We start from the raw sequence: 16,909 nt of genomic DNA, 5'->3' as shown, positions 1-16,909 counted from the left end.
CCTATCCGGTCTGCTGCAAGCTCACGTCGGACCGGCAGACGCGGCCGAGATCGTCCAGTGTGATGTCGAGGGCCGCAGCCAGCGCCGCGACCGTCGTGAACGCCGGTGTCGCAAGACGTCCGGTCTCGATCTTGCGCAATGTCTCCGGTGAGATCGAGGCGGCTTGCGCGACGTCGGCGAGGGTGCGTTCCCCGCGGGCCGCCCGCAGGTGGGCACCCAGCCGCTTTCCGGCAGCACGCTGTTGTGGCGTCAGCGGGGATCGGACCATGCCCGCCAGACTACCCGGCTCGGTATGAAAATACCGCATCATCGGCTAGCCTGGTATTTCTATACCGGTCAATCAGGAGGTTTCCGTGGTGGAGTTGAAGACACCCGCAGAGATCGCCGCCATGCGCACCACGGGTGCGTTCGTCGCCGCGGTGCTCGATGACCTGCAGGGGCGGGCACGTGTCGGGGTGAACCTCCTCGATCTCGAGCACCGCGCCCGCGAGATGGTCACAGCGCGCGGCGCCCAGTCCTGCTACTGGGATTACGCGCCCTCGTTCGGCCGCGGCCCATTCCGCAACGTCATCTGTCTGTCGGTCAATGACGCTGTGCTGCACGGATTACCGCATGACTATCCATTGCGTGATGGCGACCTGCTGAGCATGGACATGGCCGTGTCGATCGACGGCTGGGTGGCCGACTCGGCGCGCAGCTTCATCGTCGGCACCCCGGACCACGAGGACCAGTATCTGATCGAGGCGACCGAGCGGGCGCTGGCCGCCGGCATCGCTGCGGCACGGCCGGGCCATCGGCTGGGCGACATCTGCGCGGCGATCGGTGCCGTCGCCGCCGACTACGGCCTGCCGGTGAACACCGAGTTCGGTGGGCACGGCCTCGGCCGCACCATGCACGAGGATCCACACGTCCCCAACGTCGGCCGGCCGGGCCGCGGCCTGAAACTACGACCGGGGCTGACGCTGGCGCTCGAGCCCTGGTTCGCCCGCGGCACCGACCGGATCATCTACGACCCCGATGGGTGGACCATCCGGTCCGCCGACGGTTCGCGAACCGCACACAGCGAGCACACCATCGCCGTCACCACCGGCGAGCCCCTGGTGCTGACCGCATCGACGACGTCGTAGGCGCTACGCCCCGGCCGGCCAGGCGACCGGGTCCCGGCTCGGAACCGACTCCGCCATCTGCTCTTCGACCAGGTCGGCACCGAGCGCCACCCCGCCGGAAGCGGCGAAACCGTCGGCGACCGCGGCCGCCCCGGCTCCTTTGGTCATCGCGGCCAGCACCGCGTCACGCAGCCGCGCCGCGGTGAGTCGACCGGCGGGCAACCGGGTTCCCGCGTCGGCGACCTCGACGCGGCGTGCCACTTCGAACTGATCCCGCCCGTAGGGGACCGCGCACACCGGAATGCCACGTGCCAGGGCCTTCTGGGTGATACCGAGACCGCCGTGAGTGATCACGCATACCGCTTTCTCCAGCACCGCCGAGTGCGGCACGAAGCCGGTCAGCGTCACGTTCTCGGCGACTCGCGTCACTGAACCGCCGCCGGCCGTCGGGGCGGTGATCACCACGTGGATCGGCTCCTCTTCGAGGGCTTCGATCGCGGTGCGGATCAGGTCATGATCGGCCTGGGCCACCGACGAGGTCGTGACCAACACGATCGGTTGCTCGATCTCGTGCAGCCACGCCGGTGCGGTGTCGCGCGGATCGAACCCGGCGGGCCCGATCAGTTCGACCGTGTCACCCCAATCGGTGTGCGGATACTCGAAGGGTTTGGCTGTGGCCACCAACAACTTCGGGGCCCGCCGAAGCAGCTCGTCGCCCGAACGCACCGGCGCCAGCCCCAGTGCCCGGCGCACCGGACGCATTCCGCGGCGCAGTGGGATGTCGAAGACCAGACTGGTCACCGCGCCGACGCCGAGGTTGCGAATCTTTCCCCAGGGACCGAACCACGGCCGGGCCCCAGCCCCGAATGGTGGCGAACCCGGCGAGCGCAGGTAGGGAATGAACGGCGACAGCGCCAGCCACGGGCGACGCTGCGCCTCGGCCACCGACATCGCTCCCCAACAGTTCGCGTCGACGACCACCACGTCGGGGTCGACGTCGGTCACTGCCTGGGTGAAGTCGTCGATTTCCAGCTCGGCCCGCCGGGTCAGCACCTGCACGGTCTCGCGGGCGGACCGCAACACGTTGGTGGTGGTGTCGAGGGTCTGCAGACCCTCGATCAGCGGGTCGACCGGTTGCGCGTCGAAGCCCTGCTCTCGGCACAGCGCCACACCCGAGGCCAGGGTGCGGACGTGGATGTCGTGACCTCGGCGCGCCAGCTCACCGAGCAGCGCGCAGAACGGAAACAGGTGCCCCAGAGCCGGAGACATGTAAGCCAGGACGACGGCCATCGTCACCGACCTGCCGGCGCGGTGGTCGGCGGGTTCTCGCGGTGGTCGATCATGCTGCGCACCCTTGTTCGTCGGCGGACCGTCACCAGAGATTCGGAGCTGCCCGGGGACCGGATGGGCGCGGGCGTCAGAATTCAGGAGTGGGTCACCCGGTGCTCGATGCGCTGGTGCAGACGAGCCAGCGGGGCGGGCGCCCACCAGTTCCATCGACCCATCAGCTGCATCAGCGCCGGCAGCAGCACCATGCGCACCAGGGTGGCGTCGACGAGGACCGCCAAGGTCAGACCGAGCCCGAACATCCGCATGAACGAGACCTGTGCGGCGATCAGCGCACTGAACGAGATCGACATGATCAGCGCGGCCGCGGTGACGACCCGCCCGGTGTGGGCCAGCCCCAGCGCGACGCTCTCCGCATTGTCGGCGCGGGTGCGGCCGCTGCGCAGCCAGTACTCCCGGATCCGGGCGATCAGGAACACTTCGTAGTCCATCGAGAGACCGAAGGCGATACAGAACAACAGCACCGGCATGTTCACCACGAGAGTTCCGGTGGGGGTGGTCCCGAGCGCGCCGAGGTGCCCGTCCTGGAAGATCCAGACCAGCGCGCCGAAGGCCGCGGTCAGGGACAACACGTTGAGCAGCAGAGCTTTGAGGGGCACCACGACGCTGCCGCTGAGCATGAACAGCAGCAGAAACGTGACGACCGCGATCGCGATGAGCACCGTCGGCAGACGTTCGGTGATGGAGTCGACGGTGTCGCGGTTGATCTGCGCGCTTCCGGTCACCTGGACCGGGCGGTCACCCGGTGTTGCCAGGCCCCGAATGTCATCGAGCTGGGCCTGCGAGGCCGGCGACGACACCGCCACCGTGCTGCCGACACCGAACACCGCGATGTCGGCGTCGGCTCCGATCGCGCCGGCGGCGTCAGCCACCCGGCTTCCGGCAGCGAAGATGCCGGTCGGTCCGGTGACCATCGAGACGCCGGCCACCCGCGACGCGTCGGCGGCGTAACGGTCGAACTCGGCCGGCGCCAGCCCGGCGATGTCGGGGACCACCACCGTGACCGTGGATTCCATGGCCGGGAACTGGTCGCGCAGGATGTCGCCGACGCGGTGCGCCGACGCAGACGTGGGGAGCACCCGGTCGTCGGGCAGGCCCCACTGCACCCCGGCGAACGGCAGGCCGACCCCGACCAACAGCACGGTCGCGGCCACGCCCACCGGCAGTGCGCGCCGGGTGACGATTTTGGTCCAGCGGTACCAGAATCTCTGGTGCGGTGATTCGTGGGCCGAGTGTTTTGCCCGGACCGCGACGCGCGGGCCGAGCAGCACGATCGCGGCCGGGGTCACCAGCAGCGCCGCCAGCGCGCACAGCGCGACGGTCGCCACCCCGGCGTAGGCGAAGGACTTCAGGAAGTACATCGGGAACACGACCATGGTCGCCATCGACAAGGCGACGGTCAGCGCGGAGAACACGACGGTGCGGCCGGCGGTGCGCATCGTGGTCCGCAGCGCTTCGTCGTGGGGTGCGCCGGCGGCGATTTCGTCTCGGAAACGGCTGATGATCAGCAAGGTGTAGTCGATGGCCAACGCCAGACCGAGGGCGGTGGTGAGGTTCAACGCAAAGATCGACACGTCGGTCCACATCGAGATCAGCCGCAGCACCGCCATCGATGCCGCAATGGTCAGGCCCGCCACCGCGACCGGGACGGCGGCCACCAGGAGCCCTTTAAACACCCACACCAGCACCAGGAAACTCAGCGGCACGGCGATTGCTTCCATGATCAGCACATCGCGCAGCGTCTGGGAGGTGATCTCCGACAGCACCATCGCCGGGCCGCCGGCGAGGATCTCGACGTCGCCGTGGGCCGGCAGTACGGTTGCGTCGACGTTCTCGACCAGCGCTCTGGCCTGGGCCGGGGCGTCGTCCTCGCTGCCGCGGAAGGCGACGATGACCAGCCCGGTGCGTCCGTCGTCGGATCTCAACGACCCGGCCGCCGGGGACGTCCAGGGTGATTGGATGTCGACGACGTTCGGGTCCTGATCGGCGCGGGCGACGATGTCCAGGCCGGCGGCGCGGGCGGCCTCGGCGCCGTCGGGGTGGGTGACGGTGAAGATCAGCGGTGTATCGCTGTGACCGAGTGCGTCCGCCAGCGCCCGGCTGGCCAGCGTGGACTCTGCTTTCGGGTCCTGGAAGCCGCCCGCCGAGAGGCTGGTCGCGGCGGGCACACCGAAAGCCGCCGCCGCGATCAGCAACAGCACGGCGATCGTCACGACGCGGCGGGGGGCCGACGCGGCCCAGGCGGTGATTCGCAGCAGGAGAGGGCCCCTTCCACGCGCACAGCCGAGACGCGACCGCCGCTGCGGCGCGTCGTTACCCACCTATTCGGAACCGTCGACGGTCCGGACGGTTATCCGGTGTTAGATGGCGGCGAAGTAGAAGCCCAGCAGCAACCCGAAGAGCGCCACCAGCCACCCGTTGGTGGTCACCTTCAGCCACACCGGTGCATGCCGCACCTCCATGAAGTGCCAGATCACCAGCTGCGTCTTGAGCGCGGCGATCAGCAGGACGACGACGGTGACCGTGGTGTCGACGTGGTGTGGCCCGCCGCCGCGGGCAGTCAGCCATGACGCCACGGTCACCGCGGTCAGCACTACCCACACGACAGTCAGTGGGTGGCGCAGATAGCCGGTCACGTCGATCACCTCATCAGGTAGAGCAGCGCGAACAGGACGAGCCACAACAGGTCGACCATGTGCCAGTACGTGGCGCCGGTCTCGACCAGGGGCATCCGCGGGGCCGCCGGCCCGCGCAGATTGCGCACGACGAAGTACAGGATCACCAGTCCGAGCAGCACGTGACACAGGTGCATCCCGGTCATCACGTAATAGAACATGAAGAACAGGTTGGTACCCGGGGTTACGCCGACGATGACTTCGGGGACGTACTCGAATGCCTTGAGCACCGGGAACACCGCACCGGCGGCCAACGCCAGCCAGAACAACCGGTACGCCTCGGCGGTCTTTCCGGAGCGCGCCGCCGAGGTTCCCAGCGCGACCAGCAGCGAACTGGTCAGCAGCACAACGGTGTTGACAGCGCCGATGTCGGTGTTGAGCTTGGCCTGACTCTGCAGGAACAGTTCCTGGTTCTGGCCGCGGTAATACATGTAGACCACGAAGTAGACGCCGAAGATGATGAGGTCGCCGATGACGAAGAACCACATGCTGGACTCGCCGGGAAGGTGGTTGCGGGCCTGCTCTTTTCCGGCGGCTGCCCGGGTCGGCGTCGCTGTCGCCTCGGTCATGCACTCACCTTGGGGTCCAGGTGGGCATTGTCGAGTTCGTCGTCAGGCTGGTTCTTGATCGCACGGTAGATGCACAGGTACACGATGATCTGCCACGGCACATACAGCGCCATCGCGAACCAGAAAGTCATCAGGCCGTTCCATGCGAACGGGCCCGACTTGGCGATCCAGACCGGCGCGGCCATCAGCTCGGTGACGTACTGCCAGACGGTGTAGTAGCCAAGCCATTTCGGCAGGATGTTGTTCTGGTCGAGGATGATCGCCAGACCGAAGGCCATCCACATGATGCAGAAGCAGCCCAGTGAACCGATGAATGCCAGATAGCCGAAGTCGTAGAGCATCGCCAGGATGGCGGGGTCGTAGTCGGGCCGGAAGGCGCCCAGCCCGAAGCAGAACATCGGAAAGAGCATGCCGACGACGGTGCCGGTCATCGCGCCGGCCATCAGGCTGTACCGCAGCACCGGGCTGACCGACATCCGCTTGATCTGGGTGAGGTAGCACGCGTTGGACACCGGCGCCAACCCGAAGGCCAAAGTCAGTACGGCACAGGCGATCAACAGGCTAGGCGACTGCATGAATGTGACGATGTCGGATTGCGGGGCACTCGGTGAGCGCGGTGGCATCATCCAGCTCAACGGGACGAAGACCAACCCGAACAGGCTGAAGAAGATCGGGACCGACCAGAACGCGATCCACTGATCCAGTTTCTTGGACTCTCGCCAGCGGCGCCGCGTCGGTGGGGCCGGTCCGGGCGCGGGCGTGATGCTCCTCTGGGTCACACCAAGTCCTCCTGGGCCTCCCGAGCTTTCTGGCGTTGGGCCTGGCGATTGACCACACCCACCAGAACCAAGAACATCACCGCGATGTAGCACGCGAACACGATGAGACGCAGGGAGAACGACAGCGCGCCGTCCCATGCCAACGGTCCCGTCTTGTGCAGCAGCGAGAACGCACTCGGAACCAGCAGCGCTGCGGTGACGATGTTGAAGTGGGCTACCCAGCGGGGAAAGATCGGATCGGGGCGGGCGTCGAGGTAGATGCTCACCGCCAGGCAGAGGTTCTGCACCACGATGGTGCCGACCGGGGCGATGAAGAAGAACCACGCCATATCGTTGAGCAGGCTGATCAATTGGGGATCGCGGTCCGGCCGGAAAGCCGCTATCGCCCAGCAATAGTCGGCGAGGATGAATGCGGTGAGTCCCACTCCCACGCACAGGATGTAGGCGTAGGTGAAGACATTGCTCGACGTGCCGATCCGCGACATCTGCACCGCCGTGACGGCGAACAACGGCACCAGCGAGCACGCGATGAGGTTGCACAGGATCGCAACGCCGATGATGCCGGTGACGTTGTCGGCGAAGAACGCCGCAACCTGCACCGGGGTCATGGTCGGCGACAGCGGCGGCGAGAACACCGGAAACAGGAAGTAGGCCAGCACGAACAGGCCCACCGCCGGCGGCACCGTCCACAACATGATGCGCTGGCCTCTGACGTTCATCGCCGTCGTCGTCATCGTTGCTCTGCCTGTCTGAATGTGCCGCCGAGTCGTCCCAGATATAGCAGGTTCACTGACATATGACAACGAAATCTTCCTCCATTCGCGGCGGATTCGGGAGATTACTCGCTTCGTTCTGGTATTTCTGTCGATATCTGTCAGCATGATGTCCCTATCGGGCACAATGGGGCCGTGCCGAACAGTGCCACCCGGCGGGATGAGCAGCGCCGACACACGCGGGCGCGTCTGCTCGACGCAGCGGTTGTGGAGTTCCAGCGTGCCGGCACGCACGCTGCCGACATCAACGCGATCGTCAAGGCCGCCGGGGTTGCGCGTAGTACCTTCTACTTCCACTTCCCCACCAAAGAACACGTCCTGCTGGAGCTGATCCGCCGCGACGAGGTGCAGCTGGCCAACGAACTCGCCCGTTTCCTCGACACCCGCCACACTCTTCCCGACGTGTTGAAGACCATCATCGAGTTGGTTCTTGATCTCGAAAGCCGCTGGGGCTCGGCGTTGTTTCATGACGTCATCAGCCTGTACTTCTCGCCGACACGACCCGAGCGGGAACAGTGGTCCAACCATCCACTCTTCGTGCTGCTCGCCGCCGAGATCGAGCGCTCGCGTCTGCGCGGCGATCTCTACGACGACGTCGACTCCTATCACAGCGCCGCGTTCTTCCTCCTCGGCGTCTACGCCCTGCTCACCACCGTCGGCGAATCCCGGGCAGAGCGCGACGTCGCCCTGAAGAAGTTCGTGACGAGCACGCTGCGCAGCCTGCAGCCGGCAGCGTAATAAGCCGTCCCACAACAGGTCCGAAATTGTCAGACCTCCCTGTCATGCTGGTTTCATGTCTTCGGTCGCAACGGACAGCGGGGCCGACGTCGGGTCTCCGGCGGAGCGGTTGGCGGTGTTGTTCGATGAGGTCGCCGAGTTGTGTGGGCAGCGTAATGCCATCGATGGCCGTCTGGTGCAGATCGTCGCCGAGATCGACCGTGACGGGTTGTGGGGCATCACGGGGTGTCGGTCGGTGGCGGCGTTGGTGGCCTGGAAAACCGGTGTCTCCCCGAACAACGCCACGTCCATGGTGGCGATCGCCGATCGGCTCACCGAGTTCCCGCGCTGCGTGACGGGGTTGCGGGAGGGTCGGTTGTCGCTGGATCAGGTCGCGGTGATCGCCCAGCGCGCTGGTGCGGGCTCGGATGGGCATTACGCCGAGCTGGCCCAGAGCGCCACGGTCACCCAGCTGCGCACCGCCATCAAACTCGAACCCCGACCCGATCCCGATCCACGTCCACAGCCGAGGCCGTCGATCAGTACGCGGGTCAACGGGGACATGACCTGCTGGACCATCTGGCTGCCGACCATCGAATCAGCGAAACTCGAAGCCGGGCTGGCATCCCAGCACGACGGGCTGATCGCCGACTGGAAACGCGACCACACCACCAACACCGACGATCCTGCTGACGACGACGAGGAGGGGCCGGGGGTGCGGCCGCCGATGCCCACCCGGGTTGATGCGTTCATGGCGTTGGTCGAGGCCGGCTGGGATGCCGAGGTGGCGGCGCGCCCGCACGGGCAGCACACCACCGTGATCGTGCATGTCGATGTCGCCGACAAGATCGCCGCGCTGCATCTGGGGCCGCTGCTCTCCGACGCCGAGCGGCAGTATCTCGGTTGTGACGCCACCGCCCAGGTGTGGTTCGAACGCGACGGTCAGCTGATCGGGTCCGGGCGCACCACCCGCACCATCAGCCGCCGACTGCGCCGCGCCCTGGAGTATCGCCACCCCACCTGCGCGGTACCCGGGTGCGGGGCCACCCGCGGCCTGCATGCCCACCACCTCCGACACTGGGAAGACGGCGGAGCCACCGACCTGGACAACCTGGTGCTGCTGTGTCCCTGGCATCACCGCGCCCATCACCGCGGGGCCATCACCATCACCGGCACAGGACACAACATCACCGTCACCGACTCCACCGGCCAAACACTGCACCCCGGCTCACTGGCCCGCCCACCCACCACCACCGCACCCGACGTGGCGCCCTACCCCGGCCCGACCGGCGAACGCGCCCACTGGTGGTGGTATGACCCCTACCAACCACCCCCACCCACCGACACCAACTAGAGCCGGTCAGGACTCCGAGGGCCGAGCGCACTCCCCAGTCCCCCTTTTGGTCTATACCAATTTTTTACCTTCTGTTCTCGGTTCAAACACTCTGCGGTCAGGGCATGGTCGTGGCGCCCGTAGAGGGTCGCAGCCATCGCGCAGTCCTTCCGTGGCCGCGCGCGAACCCCACAGGAGGCTGCAGCGTGTACGTGTTCGGTTCCCCGAGAAAATCGCCCCGGCTGCTGCCGGCCATCCTCACCGTGATCGCACTGCAGCTGGCGGCGTGTGGCGGATCGAGCTCCGAGTCCGTTGACGCCTCCGCTCCACCGGATACCGCAGCGGCCAAAGAGCAGGCCCGCCAATTCCGCACCGCAGGCATGCCCGACGACTGGATCAACTTCGGCGAGTTCTATCAGTCGGTGTGTGACACCTACCAGTTGGACTGCGACGGATTCGCCGTCAAGGCGGTCAACCGGATCGATACCGACATGAGCTCGGCGGAGGAAATCGCGGCGTTCAAAAACGAGACCACCAACGCCCCGATGTGCGCCGACATCGGCATCGCCTTCGGGCAGGTCGCCGAAGAGGAAGACGTCCTGCTCCAGTATTCGCCCGAGGCCGCCGCTGAACTGCCCGCGTCGTACAAGGCCGCAGATGGCGGCTGGGTGGCCACGGCCGTCGGCGTCATCTCCATCATGACCAACACCGATGTCGTGCCGAATCCACCGAGGTCGTTCGGCGACCTGCTCAAGCCGGAGTACCGGGGCAAGGTCTCGATATCCAACCCCGTGACGTCGGGCACCGGTCAGGCAACGGTGTTCTCCTCCGCGGCCGCACTGTCGCAGAACCAGGGTGAATTCGACCTCGATGCCGCCATCGACTACTGGGCCGAATTCTTCCGGTTGGGGCAACGCAACGAGGCCGAGTACTCCGCAGCCGCCTTCGAACGTGGCGAGACGCCGATCCGACTGGCCTATGACTTCGTCAACATCCAGGCGGCAAATCTGGTCCGAGACAAGGGCGTCGGCGTCGAGATCGTCATCCCCGAAGAGGGTGGTGTGTGGAGCCCGTCGGCCACGATGTGCAACAAGAAGACCGAGGACCCAGACCTGGCCAAGCTGGTACTGGACCATTCGCTGTCCGACGAGGGCCAGCTGACCTTCGCCCGGGTGGGCGCCCGGCCGGTGCGTTACACCCTCGGCGAGCTCGAGGTACCGGCTGAGCTGAAGACGAGCTGGCTGCCGGAAAGCCAGTACACCAACGTGATTCAGTACCCCGATGATGCGTGGCCGCACCCGTCGGTGGTCGCCGAGCGCTGGGAGAACGACGTCCTGACCGCGGGCAGATGACCACTGCCACGCGCGAGGCACCCGATCCGCCGGTCGCCGAGCCGGCGGGTTCGGGTGCGGTGGACCCGCACCGACGGTGGCTGGCTCTGGCACGCACCGTCCTCGCGCAGTGGGGTCCGGCCATCCCGTTCCTGCTCACCGCGGGAGGTCTGCTCGTCGCGGCGGCGCTCTACCTGATCCGGACCAGTTTCGCCGGCCCGGACGGTGCCTGGACCCTCGACCCCTGGCGAGACATCTTCGCTCAGCAGATCACCCGCCAAGCGATGATCCGCTCGCTGACCCTGGCGGCGATGGTGGCCACGCTGTGTCTGGTCATCGGATCCGTCCTGGCCTATGTGGTGTCCGGGTTGGCCCGTCGCGGCCGCGCGTCGGCGCAGGCCCTGCTCAACGTCGTCGCCAACTTCGGCGGTGCGTCGCTGGCCATCGCGATGGTCGCGACGCTGGGCGCGGTGGGGTTTGTCCGGCTGCTGCTCCAGGACTGGTTCGGCTACGTCTGGGGTTTCAACCTGTACTCGTACTGGGGTCTGGTGGTGACCTACATGTACTTCATCCTGCCGCTCTACGTGCTGCTGGTGCTGCCGGCGATGTCGGTGCTGCGCGTGCAGTGGTGGGAGGCAGTCCAGGCCGCCGGCGGCACCCGCTGGCATTACTGGCGCCACGTCGGGTTGCCGGTGCTGTTCCCGTTCCTGCTCTCCGGATGGGTGCTGACGTTCGCCTGGTCGCTGGGTCAGTTCTCGGTGCCCTTCGCGCTGCTCGGTGAGACGACGACGACGTCGCTGATCACCACCCGGCTGGGTAACTTCCTGTTCTCGGCCACCGGAGGGTCCAACCGATTCGAGCGCGCCGCGGCACTGGCGGTGCTGCTGATGGTCATCTCCGCAGTGGCATTGCTGGCCTACCGGCTCATCGCGTCGCGCATGCTGGCGCGTCTGGAGGGAGTCCGGTGATACGCCAAGGTCTTCCGCGGTGGACACTGTTGGGCCTGTGGGGCATCTTTCTCGCCCTGCCTATCGTGGCGACGCTGTTGTACTCGGTGGCCACCGTGTGGCGCGGGCAGGCCCTGCCCGATGGTTTCACGCTGAGCTGGTGGACCAGGACCCTCAGCGAGCCTCGTGTCATCGAGGCCCTGACCCGCTCGTTCTGGCTGGCGGGCGTGACGGTGGTGCTGGTGGCCGCGTTGGTACTGCCGGCGCTGTACTGGGGCTATATCCGCAACCCGCGGATCCGCACGACCATGCAACTGTGCGCGCTGTTGCCGTTCGCACTGCCCTTCGTGGTGCTGGCCTACGGCATCAAGCGTCTGGCCGGGGCCAGTGAGGTAACCCAGCCCTGGGAAGCCAGCCCGCTTCTGGTGGTGCTGGGCCACGTGGCACTGGCGTTTCCGTTCTTTCTGTGGCCAGTGGACGGTGCGATGGCCGCAGCCGGGGTCCGTCAATTGTCCGAGGCGGCCGAGACCTCCGGCGCGTCTCCGATGTCGACGCTGCTGCGGGTCGTCATCCCCAACATCCGCACGGGAATTCTCACCGGCGCGATCCTGACGTTCGCCACCTCGTTCGGCGAGTACTCGATCGCACGGGTGATCACCGGCAACTCGTTCGAGACGCTGCCGGTCTGGCAGGTCTCGGCGCTGCAGGACACCCGGGGCAATCCCAACGGTGTCGCCGTCATGGCGATGTTCACGTTCGTGCTGATGTTCGTCGTGTCGGTGCTGATCGCACGCACCGCCAAGGGCGAACCGTTGCGTCTGCTGCCCGGCATCGACACCACCCACAAGCGATAGGAGACGGCGTGCCCAGCGCAGTAAAGATCGATTCAGCGTCCAAAACCTACGGCGCCACAACAGCTCTCGACGACGTGTCGCTGGATATCGAGCCCGGTCAGATGGTCGCGCTGCTCGGCCCGTCGGGTTGCGGCAAGACCACGTTGCTGCGTGCGATCGCCGGGCTCAACGGTATCGACCGCGGTGTGATCCGCATCGGCGACCGTGACGTCACCCACGTCCCGGCCCGCCAGCGCCCGATCGGCATGGTGTTCCAGAACTACGCGCTGTTCCCCAACATGACGGTCGCGGAGAACGTCGCGTTTCCACTGACCATCAGAAGGCTCTCCCGCGCGGCGCGCACGGCACGAGTGGCCGAACTGCTCGATCTGATCGGCATGGCCGGTCTGGCCGAGCGCTACCCCAACCAACTGTCCGGCGGTCAGCAACAGCGCGTGGCACTGGCACGCGCGCTGGCTCCCGAGCCCGACGTGCTGCTGCTCGACGAACCACTGGCTGCGCTGGACGCGGCTATCCGCACCGACTTGCGTGACGAGATCCGCCGTATCCAGCATCGTGTCGGTACCACAGCGGTTTTCGTCACCCACGACCAATCCGAGGCCATGGCCGTCGCCGACCGCGTCGCGGTGATGGATCGCGGACGCATCCTGGAGGCCGCAGCGCCGGCCGAGATCTACGAGCGTCCGTCCTCGCGCTTCGCGGCAACGTTCGTCGGCTCCCGCAATGCCCTGGAACTCCCGGTCGGACCCGACCGCGTCGTGCGGTGGGGCCAGGGGTTCGCGGTGCCCGCCCCCGACGAATCGAACGGGAAGGTGATGGCTGTGTTCCGGCCCGAAGACGTGCGCATCACCGATGAGGGCATCGTCGGCACCGTCGATGTGGTGGTGTTCCTCGGCGCCACCAGCCGGGTTTACCTGACGGTGGACGGACACACGGTGCACGTCGACATGCCCTCGCGCGCAGCGAGCACCTTCCGTCCCGGTCAGCGCGTCGCGGTGGCGGTCGCCCCCGAAGACGTCCGGGTCTTCGCGTCGTGAAGCAGGCCGCGGTCGTCTTCGTCATCCTCGACGGCGTCGGGGCCCGCTGGGTGCGACCCGACGTCATGCCCGCGCTGTACGAGCTCGCGATATCGGGAGCCTGGCGGCCCGACGGGGCCGAGGCAGTCCTGTGTTCGGCGACCTACCCGAACATCCTCACCTTGGTCACCGGAAGCCCACCTTCGCAGCATCGCGTGTTCGCCAATCCGTTGTTCGGTCACGAGTCCACCGCCGCTGTCCAGGTGAGCACCATCTTCGAAGACGCACCCGAGCGGTCTTCGGAATTCGTTGTCGGTGACCAACATTTGATCGACGTGGCCAAAGCCCATACATCACACCGTCATTGGCCGCCCGAAGGCGTGTTGCCGGCCGACGCGCTCCTCGACGAGTTCGGTTACGCCGCCGACCGCGCTGTCCTGCCCCACGCCCTGGATGCCGTCGAGCGCCGTCCCGATCTACTGGTCGTGCATTTCAACGGCCCCGACACCGCCTCACACCTCCACGGACCCGACAGTGCCGAAGCAGGGCAGGCCTACCGGGCGACCGACGCGGCCCTGGCCGAACTGGTCGATGCACTGGGCTCACGCTGGGAAGACCTGGTGCTGCTCATCGCCTCCGACCACGACCAGGAGACGATTCACGACGGCCACCGCATCGACCTCGCGGGCCTGGCGCTGCGCCGTGGGGTGCACGCCCAGGTGTTCCACGAGGGCACCGCAGCGGTGGTGTTGGGTCCCGACGCCGACGACGAGCGTTGGCTGACCGACATCCCCGGGATCGAGCGGTCCTGGTTGTGCGAACCGGGATTGCGGGTGGTCGCCTCTGAGCCGTACGCCTGGTTCTCGACAGCGGACTGCGCGCAGCGCCGCGGCGCGCACGGCGGCCCACGCACCCGGGATCAGGTGGCCGTCGCCTCCGGAGGGCATCCGATGGTCGCCCGGATCGCCCAATCGTGGGCTGCGCAACGCCCCCGAGCCCAGGATTGGGCCGGGCTGGTGTCGGCGGGCCTAGCTCAGCACCGTCTCGAATGAGATGCGGTCACCACGGTAGAGCGCACGCACCGTTTCGATGGGCTGCCCGGCGGTGTCGAACGAGCGCCGATTGAGCAGCAGCATCGGCATCGCGGTGCTCGACTCCAGCAGTGTGGCCTCCCGCGGTGAAGCCAGCACCGTCTCGATCCGCTCGACCGCGTGACCGAATTCCACTCCGCCGGCCCGGATCGCCGCATACAGCGACGTGGTCGGATCGAAGGTGTCGAGCAGGTACCCGAACCGCGATGTGGCCAGATAGGTGCTCTCCAGCCCGATTCCCTGGCCGTCTACCAGGAGCACCCGCTCGAGGTGCATCACGTCGGCGCCGGGACTGACGTCGAGCGCCGAGGCCAGCTCCGCAGTGGCCGACACGACTTCCCACCCGACCAGCCGCCGACCCGGAACGTGGCCCTGCCGGGCGGCGCCTTCGGTGTAGGACTGCAACGAAAGTCGCTGCACCAGTTTGGGTTGGGCGACGACGGTACCCCGGCCCCGGCGTGCGATACGGCCTTCGACGAGCAGCTCGTGCAGAGCCTGCCGGACGGTTTCGCGCGCTACGCCGAAACGCAGCGCGAGCTCACGCTCCGGAGGTACCGGATCGCCTTCGTCGAGACCGGCCAGAATCTCGTCGACGCCGATCCGCACGACATGGGCTTTGGGCAGTCGGTTCATGCCTGCGCGAGCCGGGCCGCAACGGCAAGCACATCCTCGATCGTCATACCGGAAGCGTACGGATCCTTGGCGGCGTCGTCGTAGCGGCGTAGCCGCAGCGCGTCATCGCGCCACGGGTGCGTGACGAAGTCCAGGTCGAGGCCTGGGCCCCCCTGGTGCTCCAGGGAACACACCGACGTCGTCGAAAGCGTTGCCGCGTAACGCGGATCGGTGGCGGCGAGATAGCGCTTGGCCACGACGTGGGCGCCGGCCAGCCACCCGACGCGCGACCCGAACCTGGGCGTCAACCAAAGCTGCGCGACTCGGTCGTGTCGATCGTCGGACACCGGGCCTAGCAGCGGGCTGTGGGCCAGGTCGTGCAACGCGGCGGCCAGCACGAGTTCGTCGTCGGCCCCATCGTCACGGGCGCGCGCCGCCGCCTGTAGCGCATGATCGAGTTCGTCGACGGCCTCTTCGTCCCAGACTCCGCGCAGGGACTGCAGCAGTTCGTCTACCTCGCTGACCGGATCCACCTCTGCAGGGTACTCTAGATTGGTCTATACCAATCATTAACCTGTTGTTCGGCGGCACCTCACACGCTGGAAGGCCTCCGGTCAGCCGCCAGCGGAAGCGTCAAACCACATGCAGGTCACCATTATCGGCGCGGGAATCGTAGGTACCACCCACGCCGTGGAGGCCATCACCCGCGGCCACCAGGTCGTCCACCTCGAGCGCGAGGCGGAAGCCCGCGGTGCGACCGTGCGCAACTTCGGCCTGGTGTGGGTGTCGGGCCGTTCTCATTCCGAACTCCAGGCCACGCTGCGCTCCCGTGAACTGTGGGCCGATCTGGCCCAGCGGGTGCCCGAGATCGGTTTTCGCGCAACCGGTTCGATCACCCTGTTGCGCACTCCGGCCGAAGTCGCCGTCGCCGAGGAGGTCGCCGCCCGCGCCGACGCGGCTGCGCGCGGGTTCGCTGTGCTCGACGAGGAACAGGTGCGTGCGCGCAACCCCGCTCTGCAGGGCAAGTTCCTGGCCGGGTTGCACTGCACCGCCGACGCGGCAGTGGAGTCTCGGCAGGCCCTGCCCGCCATCCGGTCCTACCTGGCGGCCAGCGGCCGATACACCTTTCTCCCCGAAACCGAGGCCCGCGCGGTGGACACCGGCGTCGTACGCGACGACCGCGGCCGCACCCATCGCGCCGACGTGGTGGTGGTATGCCCGGGTGCCGCCCACGGCGGCCTGGTGCGTGAGTTGGCCGGCGAGTTGCCGGTGCGTCGAGTGCGGCTGCAGATGATGCAGACCGCTCCGCTGGGAGAACCCCTGACCACCGCGATCGCCGACGGCGACAGCATGCGCTACTACCCCGGGTTCGCCGGCGAGGCGTTGGAGACGTTGCGCGACAGTGAGAATCAGTCCGACGTGGCTGCCGAACACCACATGCAGCTGCTGTGCGTTCAGCGCCTGCACGGGGGCCTGACGATCGGTGACACCCACGAATACGTCGAGCCGTTCGCCTTCGACGTCGAAGAGGCGCCCTACCGGTACCTGATCGACACCGTCGAGGGGTTTCTGGGCCGGGAGCTCCCCCCGGTCCGGCAGCGCTGGGCCGGGGTGTACAGCCAGTGCGTGGACCCGGACCAACTGGTGTGCCGCACCTCGCCGGCCGACGGCGTGTGGGTAATCACCGGCCCCGGCGGGCGCGGAATGACGTTGGGTCCGGCGCTGGCCGAACAAACCGCCGACATCATCGGACTTTAGG

General features: G+C 67.2%; 18 protein-coding genes. 9 read left to right on the top strand and 9 right to left on the bottom strand.

Translation table 11 applies throughout. The annotated features are described in order from the left end of the window. Nucleotide 1: 1 nt before the first annotated feature. The gene (locus KXD98_RS00295; protein WP_260761334.1) at nucleotides 2-268 is read right to left on the bottom strand and encodes a helix-turn-helix domain-containing protein; all 267 of its coding nucleotides are present in this window, start codon (nucleotides 266-268) and stop codon (nucleotides 2-4) included. Between the two features lie 85 nt (nucleotides 269-353). Here KXD98_RS00295 and map point away from each other — a divergent pair, with 85 nt between their 5' ends. Continuing rightward, nucleotides 354-1,127 (top strand): type I methionyl aminopeptidase, encoded by a 774-nt coding sequence (gene map, locus KXD98_RS00290; RefSeq protein ID WP_260761333.1) that lies wholly within the window; start codon nucleotides 354-356, stop codon nucleotides 1,125-1,127. A 3-nt stretch (nucleotides 1,128-1,130) separates the two neighbouring features. On the opposite strand, the gene KXD98_RS00285 is transcribed toward map, so the two are convergent. The 6 genes from KXD98_RS00285 to KXD98_RS00260 form a co-directional block, all read right to left on the bottom strand. Further along, complete coding sequence (locus tag KXD98_RS00285; protein WP_260761332.1) at nucleotides 1,131-2,396, bottom strand: glycosyltransferase; 1,266 nt, start codon at nucleotides 2,394-2,396, stop codon at nucleotides 1,131-1,133. 134 nt (nucleotides 2,397-2,530) lie between these two features. Then, nucleotides 2,531-4,666, bottom strand: a complete 2,136-nt coding sequence (locus tag KXD98_RS00280) for an MMPL family transporter (protein WP_260761331.1) — start codon at nucleotides 4,664-4,666, stop codon at nucleotides 2,531-2,533. 147 nt (nucleotides 4,667-4,813) lie between these two features. Continuing rightward, nucleotides 4,814-5,089: a cytochrome C oxidase subunit IV family protein gene (locus KXD98_RS00275; RefSeq protein ID WP_260761330.1), complete on the bottom strand. Its 276-nt coding sequence runs from the start codon at nucleotides 5,087-5,089 to the stop codon at nucleotides 4,814-4,816. A gap of 5 nt (nucleotides 5,090-5,094) precedes the next feature. Then, nucleotides 5,095-5,697 carry a cytochrome c oxidase subunit 3 gene (locus KXD98_RS00270; RefSeq protein WP_260761329.1) on the bottom strand — a complete coding sequence of 201 codons (603 nt, stop codon included), beginning with the start codon at nucleotides 5,695-5,697 and terminating at the stop codon, nucleotides 5,095-5,097. Then, nucleotides 5,694-6,323 (bottom strand): hypothetical protein, encoded by a 630-nt coding sequence (locus tag KXD98_RS00265; protein WP_396883313.1) that lies wholly within the window; start codon nucleotides 6,321-6,323, stop codon nucleotides 5,694-5,696. The genes KXD98_RS00270 and KXD98_RS00265 overlap by 4 nt, the downstream gene beginning before the upstream one ends. A gap of 149 nt (nucleotides 6,324-6,472) precedes the next feature. Then, nucleotides 6,473-7,195, bottom strand: a complete 723-nt coding sequence (locus KXD98_RS00260; protein WP_396883311.1) for a hypothetical protein — start codon at nucleotides 7,193-7,195, stop codon at nucleotides 6,473-6,475. 171 nt (nucleotides 7,196-7,366) lie between these two features. On the opposite strand from KXD98_RS00260, the gene KXD98_RS00255 reads away from it, so the two are divergent. The 7 genes from KXD98_RS00255 (at nucleotide 7,367) to KXD98_RS00225 (ending at nucleotide 14,499) form a co-directional block, all read left to right on the top strand. Further along, entirely contained in the window at nucleotides 7,367-7,987 is a 621-nt protein-coding gene (locus KXD98_RS00255; protein WP_260765459.1) for a TetR/AcrR family transcriptional regulator, read from the top strand. A gap of 55 nt (nucleotides 7,988-8,042) precedes the next feature. Further along, nucleotides 8,043-9,320 (top strand): HNH endonuclease signature motif containing protein, encoded by a 1,278-nt coding sequence (locus KXD98_RS00250; RefSeq protein WP_260761327.1) that lies wholly within the window; start codon nucleotides 8,043-8,045, stop codon nucleotides 9,318-9,320. 185 nt (nucleotides 9,321-9,505) lie between these two features. Then, complete coding sequence (locus tag KXD98_RS00245; protein WP_260761326.1) at nucleotides 9,506-10,651, top strand: ABC transporter substrate-binding protein; 1,146 nt, start codon at nucleotides 9,506-9,508, stop codon at nucleotides 10,649-10,651. Then, nucleotides 10,648-11,598, top strand: a complete 951-nt coding sequence (locus tag KXD98_RS00240; RefSeq protein WP_260761325.1) for an ABC transporter permease subunit — start codon at nucleotides 10,648-10,650, stop codon at nucleotides 11,596-11,598. Before KXD98_RS00245 ends, KXD98_RS00240 begins: the two co-directional genes overlap by 4 nt. Beyond that, nucleotides 11,595-12,431: an ABC transporter permease gene (locus KXD98_RS00235; protein ID WP_260761324.1), complete on the top strand. Its 837-nt coding sequence runs from the start codon at nucleotides 11,595-11,597 to the stop codon at nucleotides 12,429-12,431. Before KXD98_RS00240 ends, KXD98_RS00235 begins: the two co-directional genes overlap by 4 nt. A gap of 8 nt (nucleotides 12,432-12,439) precedes the next feature. After that, nucleotides 12,440-13,468 (top strand): ABC transporter ATP-binding protein, encoded by a 1,029-nt coding sequence (locus tag KXD98_RS00230; RefSeq protein WP_260761323.1) that lies wholly within the window; start codon nucleotides 12,440-12,442, stop codon nucleotides 13,466-13,468. Beyond that, on the top strand, nucleotides 13,465-14,499 hold the full coding sequence (locus tag KXD98_RS00225) for an alkaline phosphatase family protein (protein WP_260761322.1): 1,035 nt from the start codon (nucleotides 13,465-13,467) through the stop codon (nucleotides 14,497-14,499). Before KXD98_RS00230 ends, KXD98_RS00225 begins: the two co-directional genes overlap by 4 nt. Here the strand turns inward: KXD98_RS00225 and KXD98_RS00220 are convergent. Both KXD98_RS00220 and KXD98_RS00215 read right to left on the bottom strand, forming a co-directional pair. Then, a complete protein-coding gene (locus tag KXD98_RS00220) occupies nucleotides 14,476-15,171 on the bottom strand; it encodes a GntR family transcriptional regulator (RefSeq protein WP_260761321.1) in 696 nt (231 codons plus the stop codon). The two genes, KXD98_RS00225 and KXD98_RS00220, sit on opposite strands and share 24 nt — an antisense overlap. Beyond that, nucleotides 15,168-15,683, bottom strand: coding sequence for an HD family phosphohydrolase (locus KXD98_RS00215; protein WP_260761320.1), 516 nt, complete (start codon nucleotides 15,681-15,683; stop codon nucleotides 15,168-15,170). Before KXD98_RS00215 ends, KXD98_RS00220 begins: the two co-directional genes overlap by 4 nt. A 109-nt stretch (nucleotides 15,684-15,792) precedes the next feature. Between KXD98_RS00215 and KXD98_RS00210 the strand changes: the two genes are divergently transcribed. Next, nucleotides 15,793-16,908, top strand: a complete 1,116-nt coding sequence (locus KXD98_RS00210) for a TIGR03364 family FAD-dependent oxidoreductase (RefSeq protein WP_260761319.1) — start codon at nucleotides 15,793-15,795, stop codon at nucleotides 16,906-16,908. The last annotated feature ends 1 nt before the right edge of the window (nucleotide 16,909 follow it).

Source organism: Mycobacterium sp. SMC-4, assembly GCF_025263265.1.
GTDB lineage: Bacteria > Actinomycetota > Actinomycetes > Mycobacteriales > Mycobacteriaceae > Mycobacterium.
This window is presented reverse-complemented; position numbering and strand designations above follow the sequence as displayed.